Below are 25,525 nucleotides of genomic sequence, written 5' to 3'. Positions count from 1 at the left end.
CGTATGGGGCTTATTTGATTAAATGTCCTCCGATCATGACGTAATGCCGGAAGGACGGTCATGGCGGAGAAGGACTCCCCGAAGCCTGAACGGATCGGCGGCCACGAGATCGTCGGCCTCCTCGGCGAGGGGCCGCGCGGTGCCGTCCACCTGGGCCGGGAATCCGAGGACGCGCCCCAGGTCGTGGTCAAGACGCTGAGCGCCGACCCGGCGGCCGACCCCGGCTTCGCCGGGCGGCTGCGGGACGTCACCCGCGTGTCCAGCTCCTACGTGGCCCGCACGCTCGCCGCCGGCGTCGAGGACGGCCGGCCGTACGTGATCAGGGAGCACGTCGAGGGCCGCTCGCTGGCCGAGGCCGTCGCGGCGGACGGGCCGCTGAGCGGCGACGCGCTGGACCGGGTCGCGGTGGGCATGCTGACCGCGCTGACCGCCGTGCACGTGGCCGGGTTCGCGCACCGGGCGCTCACGCCGTCGAACGTGATCCTCACCGCCGACGGCCCGCGCGTCACCGACATGGAGGTGGGCGAGCCCGCCGGCGAGCTCGGCTACCGGGCTCCCGAGCAGCTCAGCGGGCTGCAGTACGGCCCCTACGCCGACGTCTTCTCCTGGGCCGCGACCGTGGTGTTCGCCGCCACCGGCGCCGCGCCGTTCGAGCACGACAAGGAGAGCGTGCTGAGCGGGGAGCCCGAGATCGGGGAGCTGCCTGAGCCGCTGCGTCAGGTGGTGGTGGCCGCGCTGGCCAAGGAGGTGACGGGGCGGCCCACGGCGTACGTGGCGCTGCTGCGGCTCCTCGGCGACGCGAACGCGCCCATGCCCGCGCCGCCGATCCAGGGCGTTCCCGTGCCGCCGCCGGGGGCCGGTGATCTCGCGCCGACGCTGCTCGACGGCGTTCCCGTGCCGCCCCAGGGCGGGCAGCCGGGCGTCGGGCCCGTGCCGCCGGCGCCGCTGATCCTGCCGATCCAGCTCGCCATCGAGGGCGCCCAGGTCCCGCAGATGCCGGACGGCCCCATGCCCCCGCAGGGTCCGATCCATGCGCAGGGCCCGATCCATCCGCAGGGCCCGATGCCGCCGCAGGGCCCGATGGCCGGTCCCGGCCCCGGCCCGATGGCGCAGGGACCCATGGGCGGCCCCGGCCCGATGGGCGATGGGCCGATGCCTCCCGCCCCGATGGGTGAAGGGCCGATGGGTGAGGGGCCGATGCCTCCCGGGGGTCCCACGTGGGGACCGCCGCCGATGGGCGAGGGCCCCGCGCCGCACGGCGTGCCGCCGGCCCCCATGGGCCCCGGCGCGCCGATCCCCGCCCCGATGGGCCCGGACGGCGTGCCGCTCCAGCACGGCGCCATCGTGCCGCCACAGCAGGGCGTCGTCGTGCCGTCCCCGATGGGGCCCGCCCATCACGAGCCCCCGATGTGGGGCCCGCCGCCCATGGCCGACCAGCAGCACCCGCCCCAGCAGCCGCCCCACCTCCTGCACCGGCAGGGTGAGAGCCGGCCCCGCAAGCCGTTCCCCATCGGCCTGGTGGCCGGGGTGACGGCCGTGGTGCTGCTGTCGGGCCTCGGCCTGTGGGGCGCGAGCCAGTACTCGGACAGGGTCACGTTCGCGCCGGTGGCCGCGGGCTCCAGCAGCCCGACCCCGGAGAACGTCGCCGCTCAGGGCCAGGGCACGGCCCCCGCCACGCAGCCGCAGACCGAGGTGACCGCTCCGTGGGCGACGACCACGCCGAGCCCGGACGACAGCGGCGTCGGCCCCATGGTGCTGCCGTCGCAGGGCCCGACCAGCTCGGCGGAGATCCCCGTGCTGACGACGGTGCCGACCCCGCCGCCGGCGGTCACGCAGCAGCCGGTGCCGGTCCCCACCGTCACCGTGACGCCCACCAAGACCAGGACCCCGAAGGCCACGCCCACGGCCAAGCCGTCGAAGACGGCCAAGGCCAAGCCGACGGCCACGGTCACGAAGACGGTCGAACCCACCAAGAAGGCCACGCCGACCCCCACGAAGACGACCAAGGAGCCGGAACCGGAGCCGGAGCAGCCGCAGCCGACCCCGACGAAGACCACCCAGAAGCCCCAGCCCACCAAGACCACCTCGCCGCCGAAGACGAACCCGTACAGCGCGGCCCAGGTGTGCGGGAGCGGGTTCGTGGTGCAGCGGTCGAGCTCGTTCAGCGGGGGCACCACGTACCAGCTCTGGAACAACGGCACCGGGCAGAACTGCGTGGTCACTCTCAAGTCGGGGGCGAACGTCGGCAAGGCGACGCCCGTCTCCGCCACCCTTGAGGTGCAGGGCGGCGGGAGCCAGACCGACTCGGGCAGCTACGAGTACTACGCGGGCCCGGTCAAGCTGTCGGCCAAGGGCAAGTGCGTGCGGTACTCCGGCAGCGCCGGATCGGGCAGCACGAGCGCCGGGTGGGCCAACTGCGGCTAGAGCGGCCGTCCCGCGCCGTGGCGTCACGGCGCGGGACGGGTCAGTAGCCGCTGTAGCCGGCCCCGGTCTTCATGCCCACGACTCCGGGCACGGCGGAGATGCTGCCGTAGCGTTCGATCGCGTAGCGCACGCCGGCCACGATGTTGGACACCGGGTCGTAGATGCTCCCGCCGAGTGAGTAGGCGTCGAACGTCGGGTCGATGGTCTGCATCAGCCCCTTGGAGGGGTGCCCTGCGGCGGCGTTGGAGTCCCACAGGTTGATCGCGTTCGGGTTGCCGCCGGACTCGTGCTGGATGACCATCCAGATGTCGCTGGGGTTCATCTTGTCGGCCGGGTAGCCGTGCTCCCGCAGGATGGCGATGGCCTGCTCGATCCACTCCTTGACCTGTCCCGTCGGGGCGGGGCCGCCGCCGGCCGGCGGCAGGCCGCTGGGGCCGTACCCGCCGGGCCCGCCGCCGATGACGGGACTGCCGCCAGGGCCGCCCGCGGCGGTCTGCGCGGTGTAGCTCTCCGTGCGCCGCCAGTCGAAGCGGTGCCCGGAGTCCGGGGTGAACTTCTCCTCCCCGGCCGGCCCGATCTGCCGGAACGTGGTGTCCCGCTCGCTCATCAGGGTGCCGAGCGCATCCTTGGCGTCGTTGACGGCGTCCCTGGCCTCCTGGACCGTCGGGCGCGCGACGGTGATCTCGGCGTTGACCCACCGGCCGATCTGCTCGTCGAGCTCCTCCTGCTCGGCGTCCGGGTTGTTCTGCTTGTACGTGCCCACCCGGGTGAGCAGCCGGTCGCAGATGCCGTCCACGACGCGGCGGGACGACTCCAGGGTGTCGGCGGCCTGCTCCAGCTTCTCCGCACAGGCGACCAGCGCGTCGTGCAGGTCCTGCCCGGCCTTGCCGTACTTCGACATGTAGCCGACGAAGGCGTCGGCCGACTCGCCCTCCCACGCCAGGTCCACGGTCGAGACGGCGCCGCCCAGCGTGCCCGTGCCGGTGCTCACCCGGGTCGCGGCGGCGCGCCAGCGGGCGGCGATGTCGCGGATCGACGACGGGCTGCCGCTGACCTCGTCGGCCAGGTCGGCGAGCGTCGGGCCGTCGGGCAGCTCGCGGATGCCTTCACGGGCGCTCATGACGGGTCGTTCGCCCTCCGTACGTTGCTCTGCACCAGGTCGAGCGCCCGTTCGACGCTCTCCAGCAGGCTCTTGACCTTGCCGAACTCGCTGTCGCAGGTGGTCTCCACGTCGCGTACGGCATCGGCCAGCGCCGACGCGCCGCCCACCCGGCCGAAGATCGTCGAGTCGGGCCGGGCCGCCGGGTAGTCGTCGGCCAGGCCGCCGAACTGGCCCATCAGCGTCCTGGCCGCGGTGCGGCAGTCGTCGAGCGCGTCGTAGTGGATGTCGAGACCTGCCATGATCCTTTCATTCCTCCGATGGCGGCCAGAGCGCCGTCTGGGTCAGCCGCGCGCCGATCTTCCTGTCCACCAGGAATCCGCGGCCCGGCGGCAGCGGCTGGGCGCGGACGTTGCCGAACAGGAAACCTTCGTCCTTGGTCCCGGACAGGATGACGGCCGGGCTGGCCATGTCCTTGAGCCGCTGGATCAGCGGCTCGAACATGGCCCGCCCCGAGCCGCCCATCGCCCGCGACAGGACCAGGTGCAGGCCGATGTCGCGGGCCTGGGGCAGCAGGTCGGCCAGGGCCATCAGCGGGTTGTTCGAGCCGGAGACCAGGTCGTAGTCGTCGACCACGATGTAGAGGTCGGAGCCCTGCCACCAGTCGCGGGCGCGTAGCTGCTCGGGGGTGAGGTCGGCCGGAGGCAGGCGCTTGAGCAGCGCGTTGCGGGCATCCTGGATCAGGTCGAGCGCCGCCTTGGCGGAGGCGGCGTAGCCGATGCGGTTGTCGCCCACGGCCGTGTCCAGCAGGGAGCGCCGGTAGTCGATGAAGATCATCATCGCCTCGCGCGGCTCGTACCTGGCCGCGACGTTCTCCGCGATCACCTTGAGCAGGTTGGATTTGCCGCTCTCGTTGTCGCCCAGCACGACGAAGTGCGGGTCGGTGTCGAAGTCGAGGAACACGGGGGAGAGCGTGGCCTCGTCCACGCCGATCGCGATCCTGCTCCGGCTGCCGCTCTCCTCGGGCCCCGGCAGAGACGCGGCCGGCAGCACCGAGGGCAGCAGGCGCACGCTCTTGGCCGGAGGGCCCTGCCAGGAGTCCCGCACGGCCGTGACGAGCCCCTGGACACCGGTCGTCAGGTCCTCGGCGTCCTGGACGCCATCGATGCGCGGCAGCGCGCTGAGGAAGTGCAGGCCGTCCCTGGTCAGGCCGCGCCCGGGCACGCCCTCCGGCACGGCGAGCGACTTCTTCCTGTTGATCTCTGACTCGTACGCGTCGCCCAGCTTGAGCTCGACCCTGGTGCCGAACAGGTCCCTGATGCCGGGCCGGAACTCCGACCACTTGTTCGTGGCCGCCACCACGTGGATGCCGTAGCCGAGCCCGCGCGCCGCCAGGTCGGTGATGACCGGCTCCAGCGCGTCGAACTCCTGCCTGATCGTCAGCCAGCCGTCCACCACGAGGAAGATGTCGCCCCAGCCGTCGCCCTTGAGCGAGCCGTCGGCGATCCGCCTGCGGTAGGTCGCCGCGGAGTCCACGCCCTGCTCGGTGAACAGCCGCTCGCGCTGCTGCAGCACGCCGGCGATCTCGGCGACCGTACGGCGGACTCGGTCGGCGTCCAGCCTGCTGGCCACGCCGCCGACGTGCGGCAGCCCCTCGATCCCCGACAGGGCGCCGCCGCCGAAGTCCAGGCAGTAGAACTGCACCTCGGCCGGCGTGTGCGTGAGCGCCATGCTGGCGATCAGCGTGCGCAGCACCGTGCTCTTGCCGCTCTGCGGCCCGCCGGCCACGCCGACGTGCCCCGCCGCGCCCGACAGGTCCAGCCAGTACGGGTCCCGCCGCTGCTCGAACGGCCGGTCGATGATCCCGACGACGGCCTGCATCCGCCCGCGCCCCGGCCAGCCGGGCGTCGACAGCCCCAGCTCGGGCGTGATCGACAGCGGTGGCAGCAACTGCGCCAGCGTCGGCGGCTCGGCCAGCGGCGGCAGCCAGATGCGGTGCGCGGGCGGCCCCTTGTCGACCAGCCGGCCCACGACGACGTCGAGCAGGCTCTGCTGCGACCTGCTCTCCTCCTGGGGAGCGGCCTCCACCGGCTCCTCGACGAGCGGCACGGGCACGAAGTCGGGGCCGTACGGGACGACCTCCCTGATCGGCACCGTGCCGTCGGCGGTGGCCACGTGCCCGGAGACGGGCGTGAACGGGCCCGAGACGTACGCGGCCTTGAACCGGGTCATCCCGGTCGTGTCGAACTTCAGGTAGCCGTTGCCGGGCGCGGACGGCAGCTCGTACGCGTCGGCCACGCCCAGCACGACCCGGCTCTCCATGGCCGAGAACGTCCGCAGGCCGATCCGGTACGACAGGTGCGTGTCGAGCCCGCGCAGCCGGCCCTCCTCCAGCCGCTGGGAGGCGAGCAGCAGGTGCACGCCCAGCGACCGGCCGAGCCGCCCGATCATCACGAACAGGTCGATGAACTCGGGCTTGGCCGACAGCAGCTCGCTGAACTCGTCGAGGACCACGAACAGCGTGGGCATCGGCTGCAGCGCGGCCCCCTGCTCGCGGGCGCGCTCGTAGTCGCGCAGCGAGGCGTAGTTGCCGGCCGCGCGCAGCAGCTCCTGCCTGCGCACCATCTCGCCGTGCAGCGCGTCGTGCATGCGGTCGACCAGCGGCAGCTCGTCCTCCAGGTTGGTGATGACCGCGGAGACGTGCGAGAGGCCGTCCAGGCCGAGGAACGTGGCGCCGCCCTTGAAGTCGACGAGCACGAAGTTGAGGATCTCGGAGGAGTGCGTGACGGCCAGGCCGAGCACGAGCGTGCGCAGCAGCTCCGACTTGCCGGAGCCGGTGGCCCCGATGACCAGGCCGTGCGGGCCCATGCCGCCCTGCGCGGACTCCTTGATGTCCAGCTCGACGAGCCGCCCGTCGCTGCCGAGGCCGATCGGGACGCGCAGCCGGTTGCGGCCGGCCCTGGGCCGCCACGTCTGGCCGGGGTCCAGCCGGGTGGGGTCGCCGACGCCGAGCAGGTCGGTCAGCGTGGTGTTGGTGGCCAGCACGTCCTGGGACTCGCCGCCCTTGGCGGTGGAGGCGCGCAGCGGCGCGAGCTGGCGGGCCAGCCCCTCGGCCCTGATGTAGTCGAGCGCGTCGGGGTCGCCGAGCCGGTTCGTGCTCTCCTTGCCCGCGTGGTCGATCTTGACCATGTGGAAGCCGGTCTGGTTGATGCGCAGGCGCAGCGTGCTGCGCTCCTCGACCGTGCCGGAGGAGTTCGACAGGTCGATCACGGTGACGCCGTCGATGGCGTCCGCGCCGAGCTGCGAGTCCTGCGGCACGTGCCCGTGGTCCAGGATGAGCACGTGGTACGGCAGCGCGTCCGGCGAGGCCCCCGGCCTGAACCGGGCCCGCTCCTTCAGCTCGCCGCCCACCAGCCGGTCGAGCTGGGCCAGGTTCTCGGCCATGAGCCTGACCTGGCCGGCGCCGTCGTTCTCCTCCGGGTGCAGGGCGTGCGGCAGCCACTTGACCCACTCCCAGTGGCCCATCCGCTCCCGGCCGGCGCAGACCATGATCCGCATGTCGTCCGGCGAGTGGAACGTCACCATCTGCGCCACCATCGCCCGCACCAGGTCGCGGACCATGGCCGGGTCGCCGTCCAGCTTGATCCGGGCGAAGGAGTGCAGCGCCACGGCCACCGGGAGCTGGGAGACCGTGGAGTGCGTGCGGATGAACCTGCGCAGCGCGCCCGCGGTCAGGGCGTCCAGGTCCTCGACGGGCTTGGAGTCCGGCGGGATGAGCTGGATGGCCAGCTTCTGGGTGCCGGTGCCCAGGCGTACGGTGCTGAAGTCCTCGTCGCGGGGGCGGCGCTCCCACAGGCGCGGGCCCATCGCGGTCCACCACAGCGTGTCGGGGGCCGGGCCGCTCCACTCCAGCGCCTCGCGCTGCTGGACGGCGGCCTTGCGGACGCGCTTGCGGATCTGGGCCAGGTAGCGGAAGTAGTCGCGGCGGGCGCCGTTGAGCCGCTGCTTGCGCTCGCCCGCCTGGCGGCCGATCTGGCCGAGCGTCATGCCGACCATGGAGAAGGCGAACAGGCCGCTGGCCACGTACATGATGGGGTTGGCGTTGGTGCCGTTGGCGGTGAACATCAGGCCCATGGCCGCCGCTCCGGCCACCATCGGCAGCCACGTGAGGGCCGCCATCATGCCCTGTGACTGGACCTCGGGGATCTCCGGGGGCGACTCCAGGAGGATCTCGCCACGCGGCGGCTTCGGGCTGGGACGGCGCTCGGGACGCCGTACGACGACGATGCTCACCCTTGGAAAGGCCCCTTCTGATGCTCGGAAGAACCTTCTTACCAGATGTGCCTTACGTCCGAGTTGGGGTATGAGTTAACTCTTCCTCGCTATGTTGGCCATGTGACTTCGCTGGCCGAGATCCCGCCTTCGCCGCACGGACTGCACCAGATGCCCGCGCCGCTCCCGCCGCTCTGCCATGTCACGGTGGTGGGGCCGCGCAGGAAGGCCGACCTGGCGCTGCCCGCCGACATCCCGCTGCCGCACGTGCTGCCCGGCCTGCTGCGGGCCATGGGCGAGCTGGGTGGCGAGACGGCCGCGGCCCCCGGCTGGACGTTGCAGCGGATCGGCGGGCCGCCGTTCGACCTCGGGCAGAGCCTGTCCCAGCTCGGCGTGCTCGACGGCGAGATCCTCTACCTGAGGCCGCGCCAGGTGGCGCTGCCGCCCGCCAGGTTCGACGACGTGGCCGACGTGGTCGCCACCGGCGTGCGCGAGGGCAGGGGGAGCTGGGAGGCCAGGCACACGCGCGCGATGGGCGGCGGGGCCGCCTGCGGGCTGCTGCTGGCCGGGGTGGTGGCGCTGGCGCTCGGCGGGCTGACGCCGCTGGTCACCGCGATCGTGGCGGGCGCGCTGGCGCTGGTGCTCGTCGGGGTCGGCGTGGCGCTGTCCAGGGCGGTCGGCCACGCGGGCGCGGGCGCGGTGATCGGCCACGCGGCGCTGCCGTACGCGTTCCTGGCCGGGCTGCTGGCTCCGGCCGCGGGGGGCGGCCTGGGGGCCCTGGGATCGCCGCAGGTGCTCGGCGCGCTGGCCTGCACCGCCCTGGTGGCGACCCTCGGCGGCACCGCGATCGCCGGCGGCGTGCCCGGCTTCCTCGGCACGGCCATCGCCTCCATGGTGGGCGCGGTGTGCGCGGCCGTGGTGATGGTGACGGGAGCGTCCCCCGGCGGGGTGGCGGCGGTCGCCGCGGCCGTCGTGATGGCGTTCGGGCCGCTGGTCCCCGTGCTGTCGTTCCGCCTGGCCAGGGTGCCGCTGCCGACCATGCCCACCAACGCGGAGGAGCTGCGCGGCGACAACCAGAACCTCGACAGCGCCTCCGTGCTCCAGCGCACGGGCGCGGCGCAGCGGTACGCGACCGGCCTGATCGTCGCGATCTGCCTGGTCGGGCTCGGGGCGCACGCCCTGCTCCTGGCCGAGGGCACGTGGATCGCCGCCATCATGTCCGTGGTGCTCGCGCTGGCGCAGCTCATGCGGGCGCGGGTGTTCCAGGGCGTCGGGCAGCGGATGTGGCTGATGCTCGTCGGGTTCGGCGGGCTGGCCGCGGTGGGCGTGGAGATCGGCGTCGTGGTGGGCGGGCTGGCCGCCGTCGGGGTCCTGCTGGGGCTGCTGTGGACCGCGATGATCGTGGTCGGCATGGGGGTCTGGCTGCCCGACGGGCGGCTCTCGCCGTTCTGGGGCCGGGCGGCCGACATCGTGGAGTGGCTGCTGATCGTGGCGCTGGTGCCGCTGGCGCTGGGCGTGCTGGACGTGTACGCCTGGGTGCGCGGGCTCGGCGGCTGACCCGGGTTCTCAGTCGTCGGCGAGCGAGCGGCGGCGGATGGCCTCCAGATCGGCCATCCGCTCGTGCATGTCCCGGGTGAAGGAGTCCTGGATCTCGTCGAACCGGTGCTGGATCTCCTCCAGCGAGACGTTGCCGAGCTGCGGGGAGACGGGGATGAGCGCCATGGTCCTGCGGGTCTGGTCGTCCTGGGCGGCGCGTACGGCCTGGACGATCTCCTCGGTCAGCTCGTCCAGCTCCATGCGGCTCGCCCTGGGGGCCAGCTTGAGCTGGTCGAGCCGGCCGTTGGCGTCCACGGTCGCGGTGACCGCGCCGCTGCGGCTCTCTCCCGCGCCGGAGATGCTCTGCAGCTCGCCGATCATGCTCGTCAGCTCGCGCAGCGAGCGCTCGCTGTCACGCAGGAGGCCGTCGAGGTCGTCGGGGTTGAAGTCGCGGGAGCTCATGCGAGCACGCCACCCGGTCCGGGTTAACAGTTGGGGAGTACCGCGTAACCAGCCGCTGAAGTGATCAGAAAAATCCCGCAATGAGTGATGAAACGGGTGCAAACCACCGCAAGAATTCAGCTCTGTGGGAACCACACGCGAGATCCACATCACCTCGAGCACCATCCGCAAGACGCGCGGGCGCATCGACCGGGAGCTGAAGGACGACATGGTCGGCTTCGTCCGCGGCATGATCCCGGCCGCCGACGTGCAGGGCAACGGCTTCGGGACGTTCGGCGACCAGATCATCGGCGGCACCTACAAGGACGTCCAGGTCCGGTGCGACCAGATCATGGGCGAGGCCATGGAGACCCTGGAGAGCTGGGTGACGGCCATGACTCACTGCGAGCGCAACTGGACCGCCGCCGAGAACGCGAACATGGTCGGATACCGCGCATGAGCGACCCGTACCTGAACGCCCTCTCCCCGGTGTCGCGGGGGTCGTCGCCACTGATCCCCCTCAACCCGGAGAGCGGGAAGCTCGGCTCCCTCTCGGCCGCCGGCGCCGAGAGCTCCGCCTCCAGAGGGCTGGCCTCACTGCGGGCCGCCGGCCGGATCTCCGCCTGGGTCGTCCCCGCCGTCATGGTCGCCGCCACCGTCAACGCGGACGAGGGGGAGATCGCGCGGGCCGGCACGATCTGGAGCGTCGGCATGAGCGCCCGGCTCGACGACGGGGTCAAGAACCTCATGCCGCAGATCCTCAAGACCTCCGAGACCGGCTGGATCGCGGGCGACCAGCAGGAGTACGCGCGCGTGCACGCGCGCTTCCACGGCGAGATCGGCGCCCTGCGCAAGATGTTCGACGACATCGGCAAGGTGCTCGACGAGATCGCCGCCGCGTTCCGCGCGTACTGGGTGGCGATCTCGGTGCTGGGCGCGGCGGCCGTCGCCGCGCTCGTCAGGGCCCTGTGGCTGAAGCTGTTCCCCACCCCGCAGACGCGGGCTCTCGGGATGCTCCTGGAGCAGCTCACCGGCGCCAAGGTCCTCACGGCGGTGACGATCGGCACCGGCGTGATGGGGGCGCTGCTCTCCAAGGGCGGCGACACGCTGACGACCATGGCCAAGAAGGAGCGCCAGTTCGGCTACGTGGCGCCGACGGGCGTGGCCGCCATCGACTTCCAGCGGGCCCGCCTCGACGTGAGCAACTACCCCTCCTTCAAGGAGCCGCCCGCCCCTGGACGGCTTCCGGCCGGTTCGCAGAATTTCGACTGGATCGCGCCGGATGTGAGCACAACCACGCCGTGAACGTGGCTCTTGGGGCAAGATGTGACTCGTGACGGATTTCGGGGACTTCGCCAACATCGACGTCGAACGTCTGTTGCGCGGCGTCGACGAGCAGCTCGCCAAGTCCGAGGAACTGCAGAAGCGGATGCCGCTGCTGGTCGGCAAGGGTGAGGACGCCGACGGCATGGTCGTCGTCGAGTACGCCCAGGAGGGCATCCGCACCCTGGACATCCACCCCAAGGCCATGCGCCTGGCGGCCGTGGAGCTGTCGGAGAAGATCAGGGAAGCCGTGAACGCGGCGACGACGGATCTGCAGCGCGCGACCGAGGACCTCATGGCCGAGATGTTCGGGGCGGCCGCCACGCCGTCGCGCCTCATGAACGATCCGGAGGCCCTGCTCAAGCCGATCAGGCAGGCGGAGGCCAACTACGACCGGGCGTTCGAGAACGTCATGGGCGAGCTGGACCGCATCCGCCGAGACCTGGACCTCTGATTTACCAGCGGGTTTGCTCCCCTGTCGAGATCCTGTTACATCTTCGCCATAGGGACGCCTGTTACTCAAGAGGCAAATGGTGCTTATATGGATAAGCGACCGAAATTGCACACCACGGAGGTAGCAAGTGAGCTATTTTGGGGCGTCAAGCTCCCAGATCAACCTGGCGGCGGGACACGTCACTGACACCGCCCAGTTCATCGAGGGTCTGCGCGTCGCGACGGAAACCACCTCCAACGGTCTGCTCAACGCCGACTGGCTCGGCCCGGCGGCCAACCGGTTCCGCACGATCATGGAGAGCTGGGACAACCAGATGCGGGCCGTCCGGCAGGACCTTGAGGGCATCGCGGAGAAGATGGGCGCCAACGCGATCACCTACAGCATGACCGACGACGACGTGCAGGCCGGTGTCGGCAAGGTCGAGTCGCTCATCAACGCTCAGGTCAAGTAGGGGGGATCGACATGCCGGACATGGATTTCACCAAGGTCAACTTCAAGAACATGGACTTGGCCGCCAAGGACTACGAGGACATCGTCAAGGCCTTCGACCAGGCCCTCGACGACCTGGTGGCCAAGCTGCTGCAGCAGCTCCAGGAGAACTGGGACGGCGACGTCGAGGGCGCCAAGGCCGAGTTCATGCGGTACAAGGACAAGTGGGACAAGACCGCCGCCACCATGAGCACGAACCTCGTCGAGCTGCGCGGCGCCGTCCAGATCGCCAACCAGAACTACCAGGCCGCGGAGGCCCGCAACAAGGCGATGTGGTACGACGGCTGAGCCGTCACTCCGCCGTCGTTCTTTCTTCGGCCACCGCCCGCGGTGGCCGAACGCGTGAGGAGAGAGGATCATGGGGGAGCTCGACCCCGCACCGTGGCGAGGGCTGGACGACACCGACGCCGACCTGTTCTACAAGGTCGACAAGATGCGCGCCGTCGCCGACGAGCTGGAGATCGCCCTGGTGCCCACGCAGGGCCCCGGGGGCACGAAGGACGGTGGCACGGGCGCGGTGGAGGCCCTCACCAGATACTTCGACCTGACCCAGCAGCACATCGGGAGCTGGCCCGCCGCCGCCGCGCTCGCGCACAGCGTGGGCACCACCGGGGCCGACCCGGGCGGCCAGGTGTCCCTGGAAGGCCGCGGGCAGCGCCTGGCGACCCTGTACCAGGAGTACGTCGAGTGCTGCCAGCGCGTCGTGCGGGCGATCAGGGACAGCGCCGCGGTCTACGAGCGCACCAACCCCGTCAGGGGCGAAGGCTGAAGGTGAGAGTCAGTGGCTGAGCGGACCGTCGACATCCGCGACCCCTCCAGGCGGCCGAACGCCGGCGCGGTCACCGCCTCCCGCGAGGAGATCCAGCGGTGGCTGGACGGCACCTCCCCGCTGGAGGTGCACGACCGCGGCATGACCTACGGCCGGGTGGCCGGGGCCATCAAGGCGGTGGCCGACGCGCTGCCCGACATCGGCGTCGCGCTCAACGACGCCTGGCGCTCGGAGGCGGCCGCGAAGACGCAGCGCGCGCTGCAGATGCTGCACGCCAGCGGCACCGAGCTGGCCGACGCGATGACCAAGATGTCCGAGGCGCTCACCCTGTACGGGCGCGACTACCTGCCGACGGCCATCCAGGAGGTGCGGGCGGCCTCGGGCCAGCGGTCCGACGCCGAGCCCGCACCCTCGCCCGGTCCTTCGCCGACGCCCTCCGCCGGTGCCGAGCCCACCACGTCGCCGACGATCGACTCGCAGAGCACGTACCAGCCCACGCCCGGGCCCACCCCGCAGGCGTCCGAGGTGGACGACGAGGCCGCCAGGCGGGCGATGGAGAAGCTCGACCGGCACATCGTCGACCTGTACGACTTCAAGCTGCCCGGCAGCGTGACCATCGACCTGCCGACGGTCACGCCGGTCACGGACGACGGCGGCCGGGACCTGCCGGTGATCGACCAGGGCACGCCCTACGACTTCGCCGACTCCCAGAGCCGCGGCGGGTCATCCGGCGGATCCTCCGGCTGGGGCGGCTCCAGCGGCTCCACCGGCTCGTCGGGCTCCACGGGCTCCAGCGGGTCGAACGGCTCCAGCGGGTCGGACGGATCGTCCGGCTCCGGTTCGAGCCCCGGCACGGGCTCGGGCACGACCCCCGGAGACCGGCCGGGCGCCGAGACACCGGGCGGCGACGGCCTGGGCTCCTCCGACACCCCGGGCTCCTCCGGCAACCCCGGCACGCCCGGGGACCAGGGCTCCCCGGCGCCGGGCAACCAGAGCGACGGCACCGACGGCACCACGCCGTCCGTGCTCGACAGCAACACCACGGACCCGGAACGCACCACGCAGGCCGGGCCCGAGACCCAGGACCCCCGGGCCACCGAGACGGCGGGCACGCAGCCGTCGCCCACCACGCCGACGGCGACGCACACCCCGGTCGTCACGACGCCGCAGACCGGCTACGTCACGCCCACGGGCAGCGCCGCCCCCGCCGTGATCGGCGGACCCGGCTCGTACACCCAGCCGGGCGCCCCCGGCGCCGCGGCGGCGGCCAGGGCGGGCGGAGGCGGCATGGGCTACCCCTTCATGCCGATGGGCGGCGGCGGCGCGCCCGCCGGCGAGCAGGAGCAGCAGGAGAACCGGACGAACCTGGCGGGCGAACGCGACGACTGGCACTCGGCGACGGAGAGCACCATCTCGCCGGTGATCCGCAACTGAAGGAGGCGGCATGGCCATCCAGCTCGACCCGAACTGGCCGGGCGCGTCGGACGACGACGAGGGCGAGGACCCGTTCACCAACCGCCCCGAGGTGCGGCGCGTCGCAGGTGAGCTGCACGAGCTGCTCAAGAAGCTCACCACCTCCTCCGGCATCCCGGTGACGGAGTACGCCGTCGCGCCCGGCGACCCGGTGCCGGGGCCGCAGCTCCCGCCGGGGGCCGGCTCCCTGCCGGACCTCCAGGCGTACTGCGCGCTCAACCAGGAGCAGATGGGCCAGTGGCCGGCCGCCATGCAGTACGCGACGGCCGCCTTCAGCGCCTACTCGATGCTGATCGGCGAGCCCGGCACCACCGGCGGCCTCTACACCGGCCTGAACAAGCAGGCGGAGGAGTCCTTCGACGCCGTGCTGGAGATCGCACGGACCTCGGAGACCGCCGAGCAGGCGACCGAGGAAGCCACCTCGCGTCAGGCCTGAGACGAAAGAAGAGCGCCATGGCTGACCAGCCCGAGACACAGAGCTTCACTCTCCGCTACGGCGACCAGCCGATCGACACGTCGGTGCACGAGGCCGGGTTCATGGAGAGCATGTTCCGGGACACGATCGGTGAGATCCGGGACATGATCGACGCGACGGACCCGGCCGCGGTCCAGCTCGCGGGGTTGTACTACCAGGCCGCCGAGCCGCTGCTGAACGAGTTCGCCGCGGACCTCAAGACGAAGGCCGCCGAGCTGGCCGAGCACTACAAGGGCCCGGCGGCGTACCAGACGCAGCTCCAGCTCCGCAGCCTGCACGCCAGCGTGGTCGAGCTGGCGGGCAAGCTCGGCGCGATGGGCAGGTCGCTGAAGCCGTACGGCGACACGCTGCAGTGGGCGCAGGCGAACGTGGTCGAGGGCAGGGGCCGTGACTCCCGCTCCGACAACGACATCGACTGGGCCGACCAGATCCCGTTCTACGGCATCAAGCGCAGCAGCGACCGGGCCACCCAGCACCTGCGGGAGGTCAACGAGCGGATCGCGCAGCACTACGCCGACATGCCGGTGGAGGTGCAGCAGGCGCTGCCGATCGTCGTCGATCCGGAGATGCCGGACTTCAACAACTCGGGGCTGCGCGGGCCGCAGGTCGGCCCGATGAGCACGGGCGACGTCCCTCCGTACCAGAACGCCTCGTTCAACCCCGGCTCCGTCCCCGGCGGCCCGTCCGTGGACGGCTCCTCCTACCCTCCCGGGCAGTACCCCGGCAGCTACGGCAACAACGGGCTGAACCCCGGCGCGGACACGAACGGCGCCGCAGGCCCCGGCGATCTGGGCGACCGCGACGCCTACGGCGGCGGCGACCCGAACGCGCTCGCCGGCAGCACCCTCGGCACCACGCCGAACGCGCCGTCCGCTCCTTCCGCGCCCGCCACGCCCACGGCCGGCTCACCCCGCGACTACAGCTCCACGAACCTGGCGAATTTCGACCCCTCGCAGGTGGGGACGCCCAACGGCCCCAGCACCGCCACCACCTACACGGGCAACGGCCCGGGGATGTCCAGCACCGGCAACCCGAGCAACACGGCGATGAGCAACCCCGCGGCGAACGCGGCGGCCAACGCCTCCGCGGCCGGCCGGATGGGGCTCGGCGGCATGGGCATGCCGATGATGCACGCCCCTCTCTCCTCCCGCGGCAAGGAGGAGGACCCGGCGGGAGAGAACACCTCGAACCTCTACGAGGACGACGACGTATGGGGTGGGCCCGAAGGCACCACCCCATCGACGCTGGTCTGAGCTCAGTCGCAGTGCTCGAGCGGGCTGTCGTACTTGGCGGAGCCGATGGCTCCGCCCCACTTCACGCAGGTCTTGCGCGCGGTGTCCTTCACCGGGCCCGCGTAGTACTGGTAGCTGCCGGAGTCGGCCTTGCGGGCCTTGCCCTGGACCTGAAGGTACGCCTGCACGGCCGCCTTGCCCGAGCCGCTGTTGCGCAGCGTCGTGACGCAGTTCTGGCCGGTGGCGGCCGAGTAGAGCAGCACCACCTTGCCCGCGGAGCCGAGGTTCTGCGAGTCGATCTGCTTGAAGCCGGAGCCGCAGACCTGCGCGGCCGAGTACGGGTTGCCGCCGCCGCCGTTGTTGCCGCTGTTGCCGGTCTGCGTCTGCGTGCCGCCTGCGCCGCAGTTGCGCGAGGTCAGCGTCTGGTTCGGGTAGCGGTAGGTGGTGCCGTTGAACTTGGCGGGCACGATGCTGCCGGACGACGTGCGCTGCTCGTAGTGCAGGTGGGCGATCAGCTTGTACTTGGCGGACGACTTGCCCACCGTGCCGATCTTCTGGCCCTGGCGGACGCTGGCGCCCTTGGAGACCGAGCGGGCGTTCAGGTGGGCGTACAGGGTCACGGTGCCGTCCGAGTGCCGGATCTTGATGACGTTGCCGAAGCCGTCCGTCCGCCGGTACTCCGACATGATCACCGTGCCGGCGCCCGCTGCCACGACCGTCCTGCCGAGGTCGGCGTTGCCGTCGTCAGCTCTGCCGTTGAAGTCGATCTCGTAGCCCGAGGTGTGCTTGGAGCTCCCGCCGCCGCCCACCCAGGTCTCGCCACACGGGAACGGCAGTTGCAGCGGGGAGGCGGCCGTTGCGGCATCCGCCGTGCCCACGCCGGTGAGAGGCAGTACGGCCAGGCCGCACGCGCCTGCTATCAGGGTCTTGATCCGCATGCGGAAAGGCTGCCATCCGGATCATGCAGGCGTCTAGATCATTGGCTGATTGTTCACGCAAGAAGTTGATTTCTGTCGATATCGTAGCCAGGTCCGGACATAACACGATTTATGGGCTGGGAGGGTGTGCATGGCCACCGACACCGGAGGCGCCCCGTACGCTGGCGGCTCGCTCGCGGGCGCCACGATCCAGTTCGAGGACGGCCGCATCAAGCAGACCGGCCAGGACCTGGGCGAGCAGGCCCCCAACATGAACGCCATCGCCCAGAACGTCGGCGGCATCCGCGTCGAGCCGCCCGCCTTCGGCGTCATCGGCATGGGCCTCAACCACGCCCACGACCAGCTCAAGGACAACGCCCACAACACGCTCAAGACGGCCAGGGACGTCCTGTCGGACTACCGGACGGCGCTGGCCAAGCTCGAGGAGAACTACCAGAAGGCCGACAAGGACAACGACGGCATCATCAAGACCGACCCCTACGCGGGCCCCGGCACCGGGCCCGGCACCGGCCCGGGCATCGACCCGGCCTCGCTCGGCACCGGCATGCCGAAGACCGGCGACCTGCCGTCCTCCAAGTTCCCCGGCTCCGAGCTGCCCGACTCGAAGCTGCCCGACTCGAAGCTGCCCGACTCGAAGCTCCCGGACTCCAAGCTGCCGGACACCGACCTGCCGGACCCGAACGCGCCGAACCCGAACCTGCCGGACCCCAACGCACCGGACCCGAACCTGCCGAACACCGACCTGCCGGACCCGAACACCACGCTGCCCACCACCCCGTCCATCGAGGACCAGCTCAACCACAACGTCCCCAGCGTCCCCACCGTCCCGAACACCTCCCTGCCGACCGACCCCACCAAGACCGACCTGGCCAATTTCGACCCCTCGAAACTGGGCACGATCCCCACCCCCTCCGTCCCCGGCAACACCACCACGGTCGGTCCCGGACTCTCCCCCGGCAGTCCCACGGGCGTCTCGCCCGGCACCGTGCAGCAGCCCGCCGCGGCCGGCCCCGCCTCGGCTCGCGGCATGAACGGCATGGGCATGGCGGGCATGCCCTTCATGCCTCCCATGGGCGGCGCCGGCGGCGACCAGAACAACGAGCGTGACAAGCCCGACTACGTGCGCGGCGACGAGGCGGACTGGGTGGACGACATCGACATCGCCCCGCCCGTGATCGGCGAGGTCTGAGAGACAGGAATCACATGTTCGGCACAGGTAGCGATCGCGGGCAGTTCATCTACGCGGCCACGACGGCGACCGCCGCGGCCGCGATGTTGTACGAGTACCCGATGGCCAGGAACATCGCGCTCATGATCGGCACGATGGTGTCCAACCCGCACAGCATGGCGCTGGCCGCCGAGCGGTGGAGCAATCCCGAGGGCGACGGCGACATGAACATCGCGCTCGTCAAGGAGGCGGTCCGCGCCCTGCGCGACGAGTGCCTCGAACAGGAGTGGTGGAAGGGGCCCGCCTGCGACGCGTTCATCGCCTCGCTGGACATCCTGATCGAGCAGCTGGACAAGGCGGGGCAGTATCACCAGGGCGTCGGCCAGGGCGTGGGAAGCCTCGCCAACGCCTATCACTGGGCCGCGGAGGTGTCGACGATCGCGGCCAGCTTCATGCTGCTGCTCGGCGGCTGGAAGAAGCTCATGCCCGTCTTCTCCCCCTGGCCCGGGGTCCAGGCGGCGATGGCTCTCGCGATCTTCGTGGCGCTGACCCGCGTGGGCATGGTGGTGAGGGGCCTGATGGGCAAGCAGCTGAAGTCCGTGGCGATGCTCACCGTCCTCGTGGGCGCCATCAACTTCATGTGCATGTCGCTGGGCCAGTTCATCGAGCAGAGCCGCCCCCGCCCGGACTTCGCGCCGGCCGCCCTGGAGTACGTCGGCAACGACGCCACCGGCGTGGGCACCCTGCAGCCCAAGAACGGCGGCCTGCCGAGCATGCCCACCACCGGCACGGGCGGCATGAGCGCCTTCATCTAGACCTGGCCGTCACCCGGTGGGGCCGCCCGGCCCCTGCACGGTCTCCGGGCGACCCCTGTACGGTCTCTGGGCGACCCCTGGGCGGTCTCTGGGCGGTCACTGGGCGGTGACCTGCAGCGGCGAACGCGCGACCTGCGGGTCCAGCGCCGGCCCCTCCGGCAGCAGGTGGACGAGGTTGCCGGGGATCGGCGCCACGTCCTCCGCGCCGTACCCCAGCTTGTTGATCTGCTCGCCCGACTGAAGCTGGTACCGCCTGCCCTGGTCGCTGATCAGGAAGTAGGTCTGGACCGACGCCTTCTGGCCGTCGCCCGGCAGCAGCCCGCCCAGCACCGCCGAGCCCGCCGGCATCAGCACCTGGTCGAAGTGCTCCTGGTCGCCCCGCACGCTGGGCGCCGGGATGACCAGGGTGCCGCCGACCGTCACCCTCGCCTTGGCCGAGCCGTTCTGCGTGTCGGCGTACACCGAGCACAGCGGCGACGACGAGGCGGCGACCGGCCGGGGCAGGCTGGTGGGCATGCCGCCCACGGTGAGGGTGCGGCCGCTGCTCGCGGAGTTGGCCGTGGCCGCGTCGAGCTCCAGGGGCATGGCCGCCTTCCCGCCGTACGCCCGCTTGAGCCCGGGCTCCTCCAGCAGCAGCGTGGCCTGCGTGACGTTGACGGTGGCCAGGCCGTCGGCGAGCAGCACGTACCAGCGGTCGGGCGCGCCGCCGACGCCCTTCACGGTGTAGACGCGCCCGATGGCGGCGGTGCGGCCGTCGGGGCCGCGCGTCTTCTTGCCGATGCCGGGGATCCCGGGCGCCTTGAAGTCGGGGCCGACCGGAACGGCGTTGATCCAGGTGGAGGGCACCCGCTTCGGGCGCGCGTTGAGCACCCGCACGCCGGCGTCGCCGGTCTTCATCCGCTGGTCGTTCCAGACCACCCAGTTCTCCTGGCCGTTCGTGACGACCAGCGCGCCGGTGCCGATCGGCGTGCCGCCGACCGCGTCGCCGCCCACGAGTGTCACGTACGGGACCGCCGTGCCGGTCGCGTCGGGCGCCTCGGTCACGCAGACCGACCACGGGCCCTTGATCAGCTTCTCCCTGGGCGGCAGGGAGTCAGGGGCGCCGGCGATGCCCACGAGCGGCCCGCGCGGGTACTTGGCGAGCGAGGCCGCGGTGACGTTCCTGACCTCGAAGTTGGTGGAGTCGAGCAGCAGCAGCGCGGAGACGTAGTTGGCGACCGGCAGCAGGCGCTTCTGTTCCTGGCTGTAGACGTACTTGGCGCCGGTCTCCTCCTCCACGAGGAGCTGCCCTGCCGCCTCCAGGTTCGTCGCCGCGCCGGGCTTGATCAGCCCCCAGATCCCGAACGCCGCCGTGACCAGCAGCGCGACGATGATGCCGCAGAACATGGCCACGTTGTGCCGTCGCATCGGGGACTCGGGCACGTCCGGCTCCGCCTGCAGCAGCGCCATCCCCAGGCGCTGCTGCATCAGCTTGTGCGCCTGGTAGAGGTCCTTCCGGGTCTGCATCTCTCTCCCCACGTGTCGCCGGCATCAGCATAGAACGCGCACATAGGGGAGTTTCGGTCATCCGCCTTAATGTCAGCCGTTGTCCGGCAGGGCCGCCTGAACCTGGGTGATGGTGCCGGTCGTCACGAGCAGGCCGCGCCCTGACGGCCCGCCGCCCGCTCCACGCGGCAGGCGGATCGAGAACAGGTCGCCGTCGGTCTGCCCCTGCACGGCGAGCAGCACCCCGGTACGGGACTTGCGGGCCTCCGCCACGAATCCGCGGTAGGCCACGGCCAGATCGCCCGTCGCGCCCGCGATCAGCAACCCGTGGTCACCGTCGCGGCCCGTCCGGATCACCTCCTCCAGCGCCGTGCCCAGCGGGCTGTCCGGGTTCACCAGCTCGGCGTCGTCGACCAGCACCACGTAGTGGTCGTGCTCGGCCACCAGCTCCAGCAGGTTCGTGGCGTCACCGTTCAGCACGGCCAGCGCGCCCTCCAGCTCGCGCAGCGGGCTGCGCCTGGGCGCGACGGCCACGACCGGCGTGCCCCGGGCGATCAGCGAGCGGGCGGCCGTCATCAGCGTCGACGAGCGGCCCGAGCGGGACGGCCCGGCGATCACCGCGCCCGGGCCCTGGGCCTGCAGATCGATGCCGAGCGGCGCGAGCGCGTCCCCGCCCGCGCCGACCAGCGCCCACAGCGGCGACGGCGGCGCGAACTCCGGATCGAGGTCCAGCGTCTGGGCGGCGGTGATCCGCATCGGGAGCGCGTCCACCCGCAACGGCGGCGCCCCGCCCCAGCGCCAGGACCCCCTGCTCGCTCCGAGGGCATGCGAGCGACCGGGCCGCTTGGCCGCGCTGCCCTCCGAGGCGTGGCCGGCGCCGCCCTCCGCCCCAAGGGCTCCGGACGTGCGGTCGCCGGCGCTCTTCACCCCAAGGGCTCCGGACGTACGGTCGGCGGCGCTCTCCGCCCCGAAGGCGGTGTCGCCGAATCCCGACGCGCGGGCCAGGGACTGCAGTGCCGCCACCTGCGCCGGGCCCGCCGGGTCGGCGGCCAGCAGCGCGATGTGGTGCTCCACGATCCCGTGCTCGCCCATGGACAGCGCCCGCCCGGGCGGCATGGTGGCGGGCAGCCCCTTGAGCGGGAACCCCGCCAGACCGTAGTCCGCGCTGTCGGACAGCCGCAGCAGCAACCGGTCGTCGAAGACCGTCGAGACCTGCCCGAGCAACCCGGACCGGTCACTGCTGACGACGGCCCTGAGCCCCACCGCGGGCCCTTCCCGCAGGAGCTGCAGCACCGCCTCGATCAGCCGCCCGTAGTCGTAGTTCTCGAACGCCGCGACGAAGCCCTCCCAGCGGTCCAGCATGAACACCAGCCACGGCACCCGATGCCCCGCCTGCCGGTACTCGGCCAGCGACGCGTGCCCGGCCTCGGCCAGGAGCTGCTGCCGCCGGCCGACCTCCTCGCGCAGCCGGGTGAGCAGCCGCTCCACCCGGTCGAGCTGGTCGCGGGTCACCACCGCGCCGCAGTGCGGCATGGCCACCAGCGGCAGCAGCGCGCCCGAGCCGCAGTCCACCGCGTGCAGGTGCACGTCCTCGGGGGAGGCGTGCGCGGCGATCGAGCCCGCGATGGTGCGCAGGGCCGTCGATCTCCCGCTGCGGGCCGCGCCGGCGATGAGCAGGTGACCGCCGTGGGCCACGTCGAGCGCCAGCGGGCTCCGGTCCTGCGCCCAGGGCCGGTCGGTGATCCCGAACGGCAGCGCCTCCACCTCGCCGCCCGCCTCCGGAGCCTCCTCTGGAGCCTCGCAGGGGAGGTCGAGAACGAGGTGAGTGGGCAGGGGGTCCAGCCACGGGCTCGGCTGGGCGGGCACGCCGGCCAGCCTGGCGGCCTCGATGAGGGCGTCGGCGACGAGCGTGAGGTCCGTGGTCGTGGAGCCCTCCTCGTCAGGACGCGGAGGCGGCGGCAGCGCCCTGCCCAGCGCCCGCCACCCCACGTCGAGCACCCGCAGACTCCCGCCCCCCGACTCGCCACCGCCCGTCAGGCCGCCTCCCGGGGGGCCGCTGCTCGGCGGGCCGTTGCCGTTCGAGCCGGCGCCGCCGCGTGGCGCGATCGGCCCGCCCGCGCCATGCCCGCCCGGCGCGGAAGGGGCCGGGCTGCGGCCGCCGACCCTGGCCGTCTGCACGGCCACGGCCGCCCCCACCCCCGACCGCACGTAGCACCGTCCGGGCGTGGACTTGGAGATGTGCGCCGCATCCGGCAGATCGATGACGTCGGCCGACTCGGCGGGCTCGGTCACCCGCAACGCGATCCGCAACGACGTGTTCGCCTGGATGTCGGCCGTCACCACCCCGGCGGGCCGCTGCGTGGCCAGGATCAGGTGGATCCCCAGCGACCGCCCTCGCCGCGCGATGTCCACGAGCCCCGCCACGAAGTCGGGCAGCTCGGCCACCAGCGCCGCGAACTCGTCGATGATCAGCACCAGCCGCGGCATCCCCGGCCCGGTGTAGTCCTCGATGTCCTTGGCCCCGGCGGCCGCCAGCAGCCGCTCCCGCCGCCGGATCTCGGCCGCCAGCGAGTCGAGGGCCCGCTGCGTCAGGTGGCCGTCGAGGTCGCTGACCATGCCCACGGTGTGCGGCAGCCGTACGCACTCCTTGAAGGCCGCCCCGCCCTTGTAGTCGATCAGCACGAACGTGAGCTGGTCGGGCCGGTTGGCCACGGCGAGCGAGCAGATCATCGTCTGCAGCAGCTCCGACTTGCCGGCGCCGGTGGTGCCGGCGATCAGCCCGTGCGGGCCGTCGAGCCGCAGGTCCACCGTGAACGGCCCGTCGGGCCCCACCCCGATCAGCGCCTCGGTGCTGCCTCGCTCGCCCCACCGCGCGGCCAGCTCCGCCCCGGACGGCACGGTCAGGCCCATCAGGTCGAGCAGGCGGGCCGCGTCGGGGAGGTTTCCGCCCGGATCGTCCCTGCTCACGTCGCGGATCGGGGCCAGCGCCCTGGCCAGGCGGTCGCACCAGGCGGGGGAGACGAGGTCGCCCAGCAGGGGGCCGATGACGTCGAGGCCGCCCCCGCGCAGGCGTACGAGGCCGTCGGCGCCGCACTCGGCCACGGTCTGGCACTCCTCGGGCAGCAGCCGCTGGTCCTCGTCGACGGCCAGCGTGAACACGCCGCAGCGCGGCCCCTGGCGCAGCACCTGCGGCATGTTCGGCAGGCCGCGCAGCACCTGGGCGCCGTCGAGGATCACCAGCACGTCGTAGGGCCGCACGTCGTAGGAGGAGAACGAGGGCTTCTCCGGCCCGCCGAGGTCGTCCCAGCCGGTGGGGACCTTGCCGAGCTCGGGGATGGCGGTGTTCTGGCGCTCGTCGATGAGGGCGGCCAGCTCCGCGACCCGGCGGGCGGCGGAGTCGGGGTCGGCGCCCACCAGCGCCACGCACTCCTCCCCGGCGCGCGGCGCGCAGTGCGGCAGCCAGCGCATCCAGCCCCACTGCCGTTCGGCGTCGGGGTGCGCGGAGACGATCACGATGGCCAGGTCGCGCGGGCTGTGCAGGGTGGCGGCCTGCGCGACCAGCCAGCTCGTCAGGCCGGCCGCGGCCGTACGGTGCCCCGTCACGCCCGCCACCCCCAGCCGCCGCATGGGCAGCGCGACCGGCACGGAGCGGCAGATCGGCGGTTCGATGCGCCCGCCCTGCTCCTCCGACAGCTCCAGGCCGGCGGGCAGGTCGGCCAGCCCGACCCGCAGCCGCAGCGAGTCGGCGTCGTGGATCCGGCGCTCCCACAGCCTCCTGCGCGGCCCGGTGGCGGTCAGCAGCACCCGGGCGGGGTCGGGCGCGTCGTCCCTGCGCGCCGCCTCGTCGGCGACGCGGGCGCGCTCCACGTCCTCGTCGTAGGCGCGCAGCTTCTCCTGGTGCTCCTTGAGCGCCTTCTTGTGCTGCTTCTTGCCGTGGCGGCGGTCGCTCCACCACTGGCCGATCATGATGACCGGCGTCATGAGGGCGACGAGCAGGTAGAACGGCTGCTTGAGGGCGATCGCCAGGGTGAGGCCGAGCACGGCGGGCAGCAGGGCGGCCAGTAACTGCAGGCGCAGCCCCTCGTTCCTGGTCGGCTCCTTCGGCCGGACGAACGCGCGCCGCGGCTCGGGCCGCCGCAGCCTGGGCGGGCGGTTGTAGGCGACCCCGCCCTCCCCGCGCGGCGCCAGGTGGGCGTCCCTCGGCTCGATCGAGGTCAGCACGAACACCGAGGACCCGCAGGTCAGCACGGCCTGGTCGGGCCACTCGACCGGATCGGTGAGCGGCTGCCCGTCGAGCTCGGGCACCTCGCCGTAGCCGGCCGCGAGCTCGGCGCGCTCCCGCTCCGCCGTACGCGCCGTGAGCTCGGCGACCTCCTCGGCCCAGCGCCCCTTGAGCTTCAGCCTGGGCGCGTCGGCGGGCGGTCGCCAGGCGCGCTCCACGGTGATCGCCTCCGGCGTCACGCGTACGGTCACCGCCTCGGGTGCCAGCGCCGGGTCGCGGACCGTCACCGCGCACATGGGGTCGGAGCCGATGACGTGCACGCCCAGCCCGAGCCGGTGCACCGCCCCGGCGGCGGGACCGCCCACCACCCGAACCTCGGCGACCCCGCCGGGCTCCTCGACGACGGTGGCGCGGGCCAGGTGCGCGTCGAGCGTGACCTTGTCGCCGTCGCGCAGCACGGCGGTGACGGGGGCGAGCGGGTCGAGCGGGCGGCCGTCGCGCCACAGCGCGGGCGGCCCCATGTCGGACCGTTCGGGCCTGCGCGGGCGCGGCACGCGGGGGCCGTCGCCGGTCGCCGCCATGCCGTACGGCGCCCTGGCCTTGGGCAGCCGGACGACCTCCGCCAGCGGGCCCTGGTCGCTGAGCTCCTCGCTGAGCCTCGCCACCGTGGCGCCGTCGTCGCCGTCGATCACGACGTCACGGTCGCCCTGCCCGCCGATCACGGTGAGCATGATCCGCATGGTGCCGTCTCTCCTCGGTCGGCTTCGGGCGCCAAAGGTAGCGCCAGGAGCGGTGCGGGGAGCGCCGGTTGACGTCAATGGCATGGCCGGGGGGTGGATGTGACAGGAGTTATTGAAGAGGCGACTAAACGGATAAATCAGTATCCGTCAACTCGGTAGAAACAATAGGC

20 protein-coding genes are annotated in these 25,525 nt (G+C 72.3%); 13 read left to right on the top strand and 7 right to left on the bottom strand.

Annotation, left to right across the window (positions count from 1 at the left end; genetic code table 11):
- The first annotated feature begins 60 nt into the window (after positions 1 to 60).
- A complete protein-coding gene (locus HD597_RS65210; RefSeq protein ID WP_276083180.1) occupies positions 61 to 2,424 on the top strand; it encodes a serine/threonine protein kinase in 2,364 nt (787 codons plus the stop codon).
- A 40-nt stretch (positions 2,425 to 2,464) separates the two neighbouring features.
- Here HD597_RS65210 and HD597_RS44495 read toward each other — a convergent pair whose 3' ends face one another.
- From HD597_RS44495 to eccCa, 3 genes are read right to left on the bottom strand one after another with little or no spacing between them, the layout of a single operon-like run.
- Positions 2,465 to 3,544, bottom strand: a complete 1,080-nt coding sequence (locus HD597_RS44495) for a WXG100 family type VII secretion target (protein WP_253752072.1) — start codon at positions 3,542 to 3,544, stop codon at positions 2,465 to 2,467.
- Positions 3,541 to 3,825: a hypothetical protein gene (locus tag HD597_RS44490; RefSeq protein ID WP_253752069.1), complete on the bottom strand. Its 285-nt coding sequence runs from the start codon at positions 3,823 to 3,825 to the stop codon at positions 3,541 to 3,543. The genes HD597_RS44495 and HD597_RS44490 overlap by 4 nt, the downstream gene beginning before the upstream one ends.
- A 7-nt stretch (positions 3,826 to 3,832) precedes the next feature.
- A complete protein-coding gene (gene eccCa / locus HD597_RS44485; protein ID WP_253752066.1) occupies positions 3,833 to 7,816 on the bottom strand; it encodes a type VII secretion protein EccCa in 3,984 nt (1,327 codons plus the stop codon).
- A gap of 102 nt (positions 7,817 to 7,918) precedes the next feature.
- Here eccCa and eccD point away from each other — a divergent pair, with 102 nt between their 5' ends.
- Complete coding sequence (gene eccD, locus HD597_RS44480) at positions 7,919 to 9,352, top strand: type VII secretion integral membrane protein EccD (RefSeq protein WP_253752064.1); 1,434 nt, start codon at positions 7,919 to 7,921, stop codon at positions 9,350 to 9,352.
- A 9-nt stretch (positions 9,353 to 9,361) separates the two neighbouring features.
- Here the strand turns inward: eccD and HD597_RS44475 are convergent, their stop codons facing one another.
- A complete protein-coding gene (locus HD597_RS44475; RefSeq protein WP_253752061.1) occupies positions 9,362 to 9,793 on the bottom strand; it encodes a YbaB/EbfC family nucleoid-associated protein in 432 nt (143 codons plus the stop codon).
- A gap of 124 nt (positions 9,794 to 9,917) precedes the next feature.
- On the opposite strand from HD597_RS44475, the gene HD597_RS44470 reads away from it, so the two are divergent.
- The 9 genes from HD597_RS44470 (at position 9,918) to HD597_RS44430 (ending at position 16,008) form a co-directional block, all read left to right on the top strand.
- Complete coding sequence (locus HD597_RS44470) at positions 9,918 to 10,232, top strand: hypothetical protein (RefSeq protein ID WP_253752058.1); 315 nt, start codon at positions 9,918 to 9,920, stop codon at positions 10,230 to 10,232.
- Positions 10,229 to 11,077 carry a WXG100 family type VII secretion target gene (locus HD597_RS44465; protein ID WP_253752054.1) on the top strand — a complete coding sequence of 283 codons (849 nt, stop codon included), beginning with the start codon at positions 10,229 to 10,231 and terminating at the stop codon, positions 11,075 to 11,077. Before HD597_RS44470 ends, HD597_RS44465 begins: the two co-directional genes overlap by 4 nt.
- A 28-nt stretch (positions 11,078 to 11,105) precedes the next feature.
- Positions 11,106 to 11,549: a YbaB/EbfC family nucleoid-associated protein gene (locus HD597_RS44460; protein ID WP_253752051.1), complete on the top strand. Its 444-nt coding sequence runs from the start codon at positions 11,106 to 11,108 to the stop codon at positions 11,547 to 11,549.
- Between the two features lie 127 nt (positions 11,550 to 11,676).
- Entirely contained in the window at positions 11,677 to 12,000 is a 324-nt protein-coding gene (locus tag HD597_RS44455) for a WXG100 family type VII secretion target (RefSeq protein WP_253752048.1), read from the top strand.
- 11 nt (positions 12,001 to 12,011) lie between these two features.
- Positions 12,012 to 12,326 carry a WXG100 family type VII secretion target gene (locus tag HD597_RS44450; protein ID WP_253752044.1) on the top strand — a complete coding sequence of 105 codons (315 nt, stop codon included), beginning with the start codon at positions 12,012 to 12,014 and terminating at the stop codon, positions 12,324 to 12,326.
- A 70-nt stretch (positions 12,327 to 12,396) separates the two neighbouring features.
- Entirely contained in the window at positions 12,397 to 12,807 is a 411-nt protein-coding gene (locus HD597_RS44445; protein ID WP_253752042.1) for a hypothetical protein, read from the top strand.
- Positions 12,808 to 12,819: 12 nt separating this feature from the next.
- Positions 12,820 to 14,241: a WXG100 family type VII secretion target gene (locus tag HD597_RS44440; protein WP_253752039.1), complete on the top strand. Its 1,422-nt coding sequence runs from the start codon at positions 12,820 to 12,822 to the stop codon at positions 14,239 to 14,241.
- Between the two features lie 10 nt (positions 14,242 to 14,251).
- Positions 14,252 to 14,716 (top strand): hypothetical protein, encoded by a 465-nt coding sequence (locus tag HD597_RS44435; RefSeq protein ID WP_253752036.1) that lies wholly within the window; start codon positions 14,252 to 14,254, stop codon positions 14,714 to 14,716.
- A gap of 17 nt (positions 14,717 to 14,733) precedes the next feature.
- Positions 14,734 to 16,008 carry a hypothetical protein gene (locus tag HD597_RS44430; protein WP_253752033.1) on the top strand — a complete coding sequence of 425 codons (1,275 nt, stop codon included), beginning with the start codon at positions 14,734 to 14,736 and terminating at the stop codon, positions 16,006 to 16,008.
- A gap of 2 nt (positions 16,009 to 16,010) precedes the next feature.
- Here the strand turns inward: HD597_RS44430 and HD597_RS44425 are convergent, their stop codons facing one another.
- Positions 16,011 to 16,925, bottom strand: coding sequence for a M23 family metallopeptidase (locus HD597_RS44425; protein WP_253752031.1), 915 nt, complete (start codon positions 16,923 to 16,925; stop codon positions 16,011 to 16,013).
- Positions 16,926 to 17,055: 130 nt separating this feature from the next.
- Here HD597_RS44425 and HD597_RS44420 point away from each other — a divergent pair, with 130 nt between their 5' ends.
- Together HD597_RS44420 and HD597_RS44415 are read left to right on the top strand one after the other, a co-directional pair.
- Positions 17,056 to 18,114: a hypothetical protein gene (locus HD597_RS44420; protein WP_253752028.1), complete on the top strand. Its 1,059-nt coding sequence runs from the start codon at positions 17,056 to 17,058 to the stop codon at positions 18,112 to 18,114.
- A 14-nt stretch (positions 18,115 to 18,128) separates the two neighbouring features.
- Entirely contained in the window at positions 18,129 to 18,908 is a 780-nt protein-coding gene (locus tag HD597_RS44415) for a hypothetical protein (protein WP_253752025.1), read from the top strand.
- A 96-nt stretch (positions 18,909 to 19,004) separates the two neighbouring features.
- Here HD597_RS44415 and eccB read toward each other — a convergent pair whose 3' ends face one another.
- Together eccB and HD597_RS44405 are read right to left on the bottom strand one after the other, a co-directional pair.
- Positions 19,005 to 20,414, bottom strand: a complete 1,410-nt coding sequence (gene eccB / locus HD597_RS44410) for a type VII secretion protein EccB (RefSeq protein ID WP_253752022.1) — start codon at positions 20,412 to 20,414, stop codon at positions 19,005 to 19,007.
- Between the two features lie 72 nt (positions 20,415 to 20,486).
- Complete coding sequence (locus HD597_RS44405) at positions 20,487 to 25,355, bottom strand: FtsK/SpoIIIE domain-containing protein (protein WP_253752019.1); 4,869 nt, start codon at positions 25,353 to 25,355, stop codon at positions 20,487 to 20,489.
- Between the last annotated feature and the right edge of the window lie 170 nt (positions 25,356 to 25,525).

The organism is Nonomuraea thailandensis (assembly GCF_024172165.1).
Taxonomy (GTDB): Bacteria; Actinomycetota; Actinomycetes; order Streptosporangiales; family Streptosporangiaceae; genus Nonomuraea; species Nonomuraea thailandensis.
This window is presented reverse-complemented; position numbering and strand designations above follow the sequence as displayed.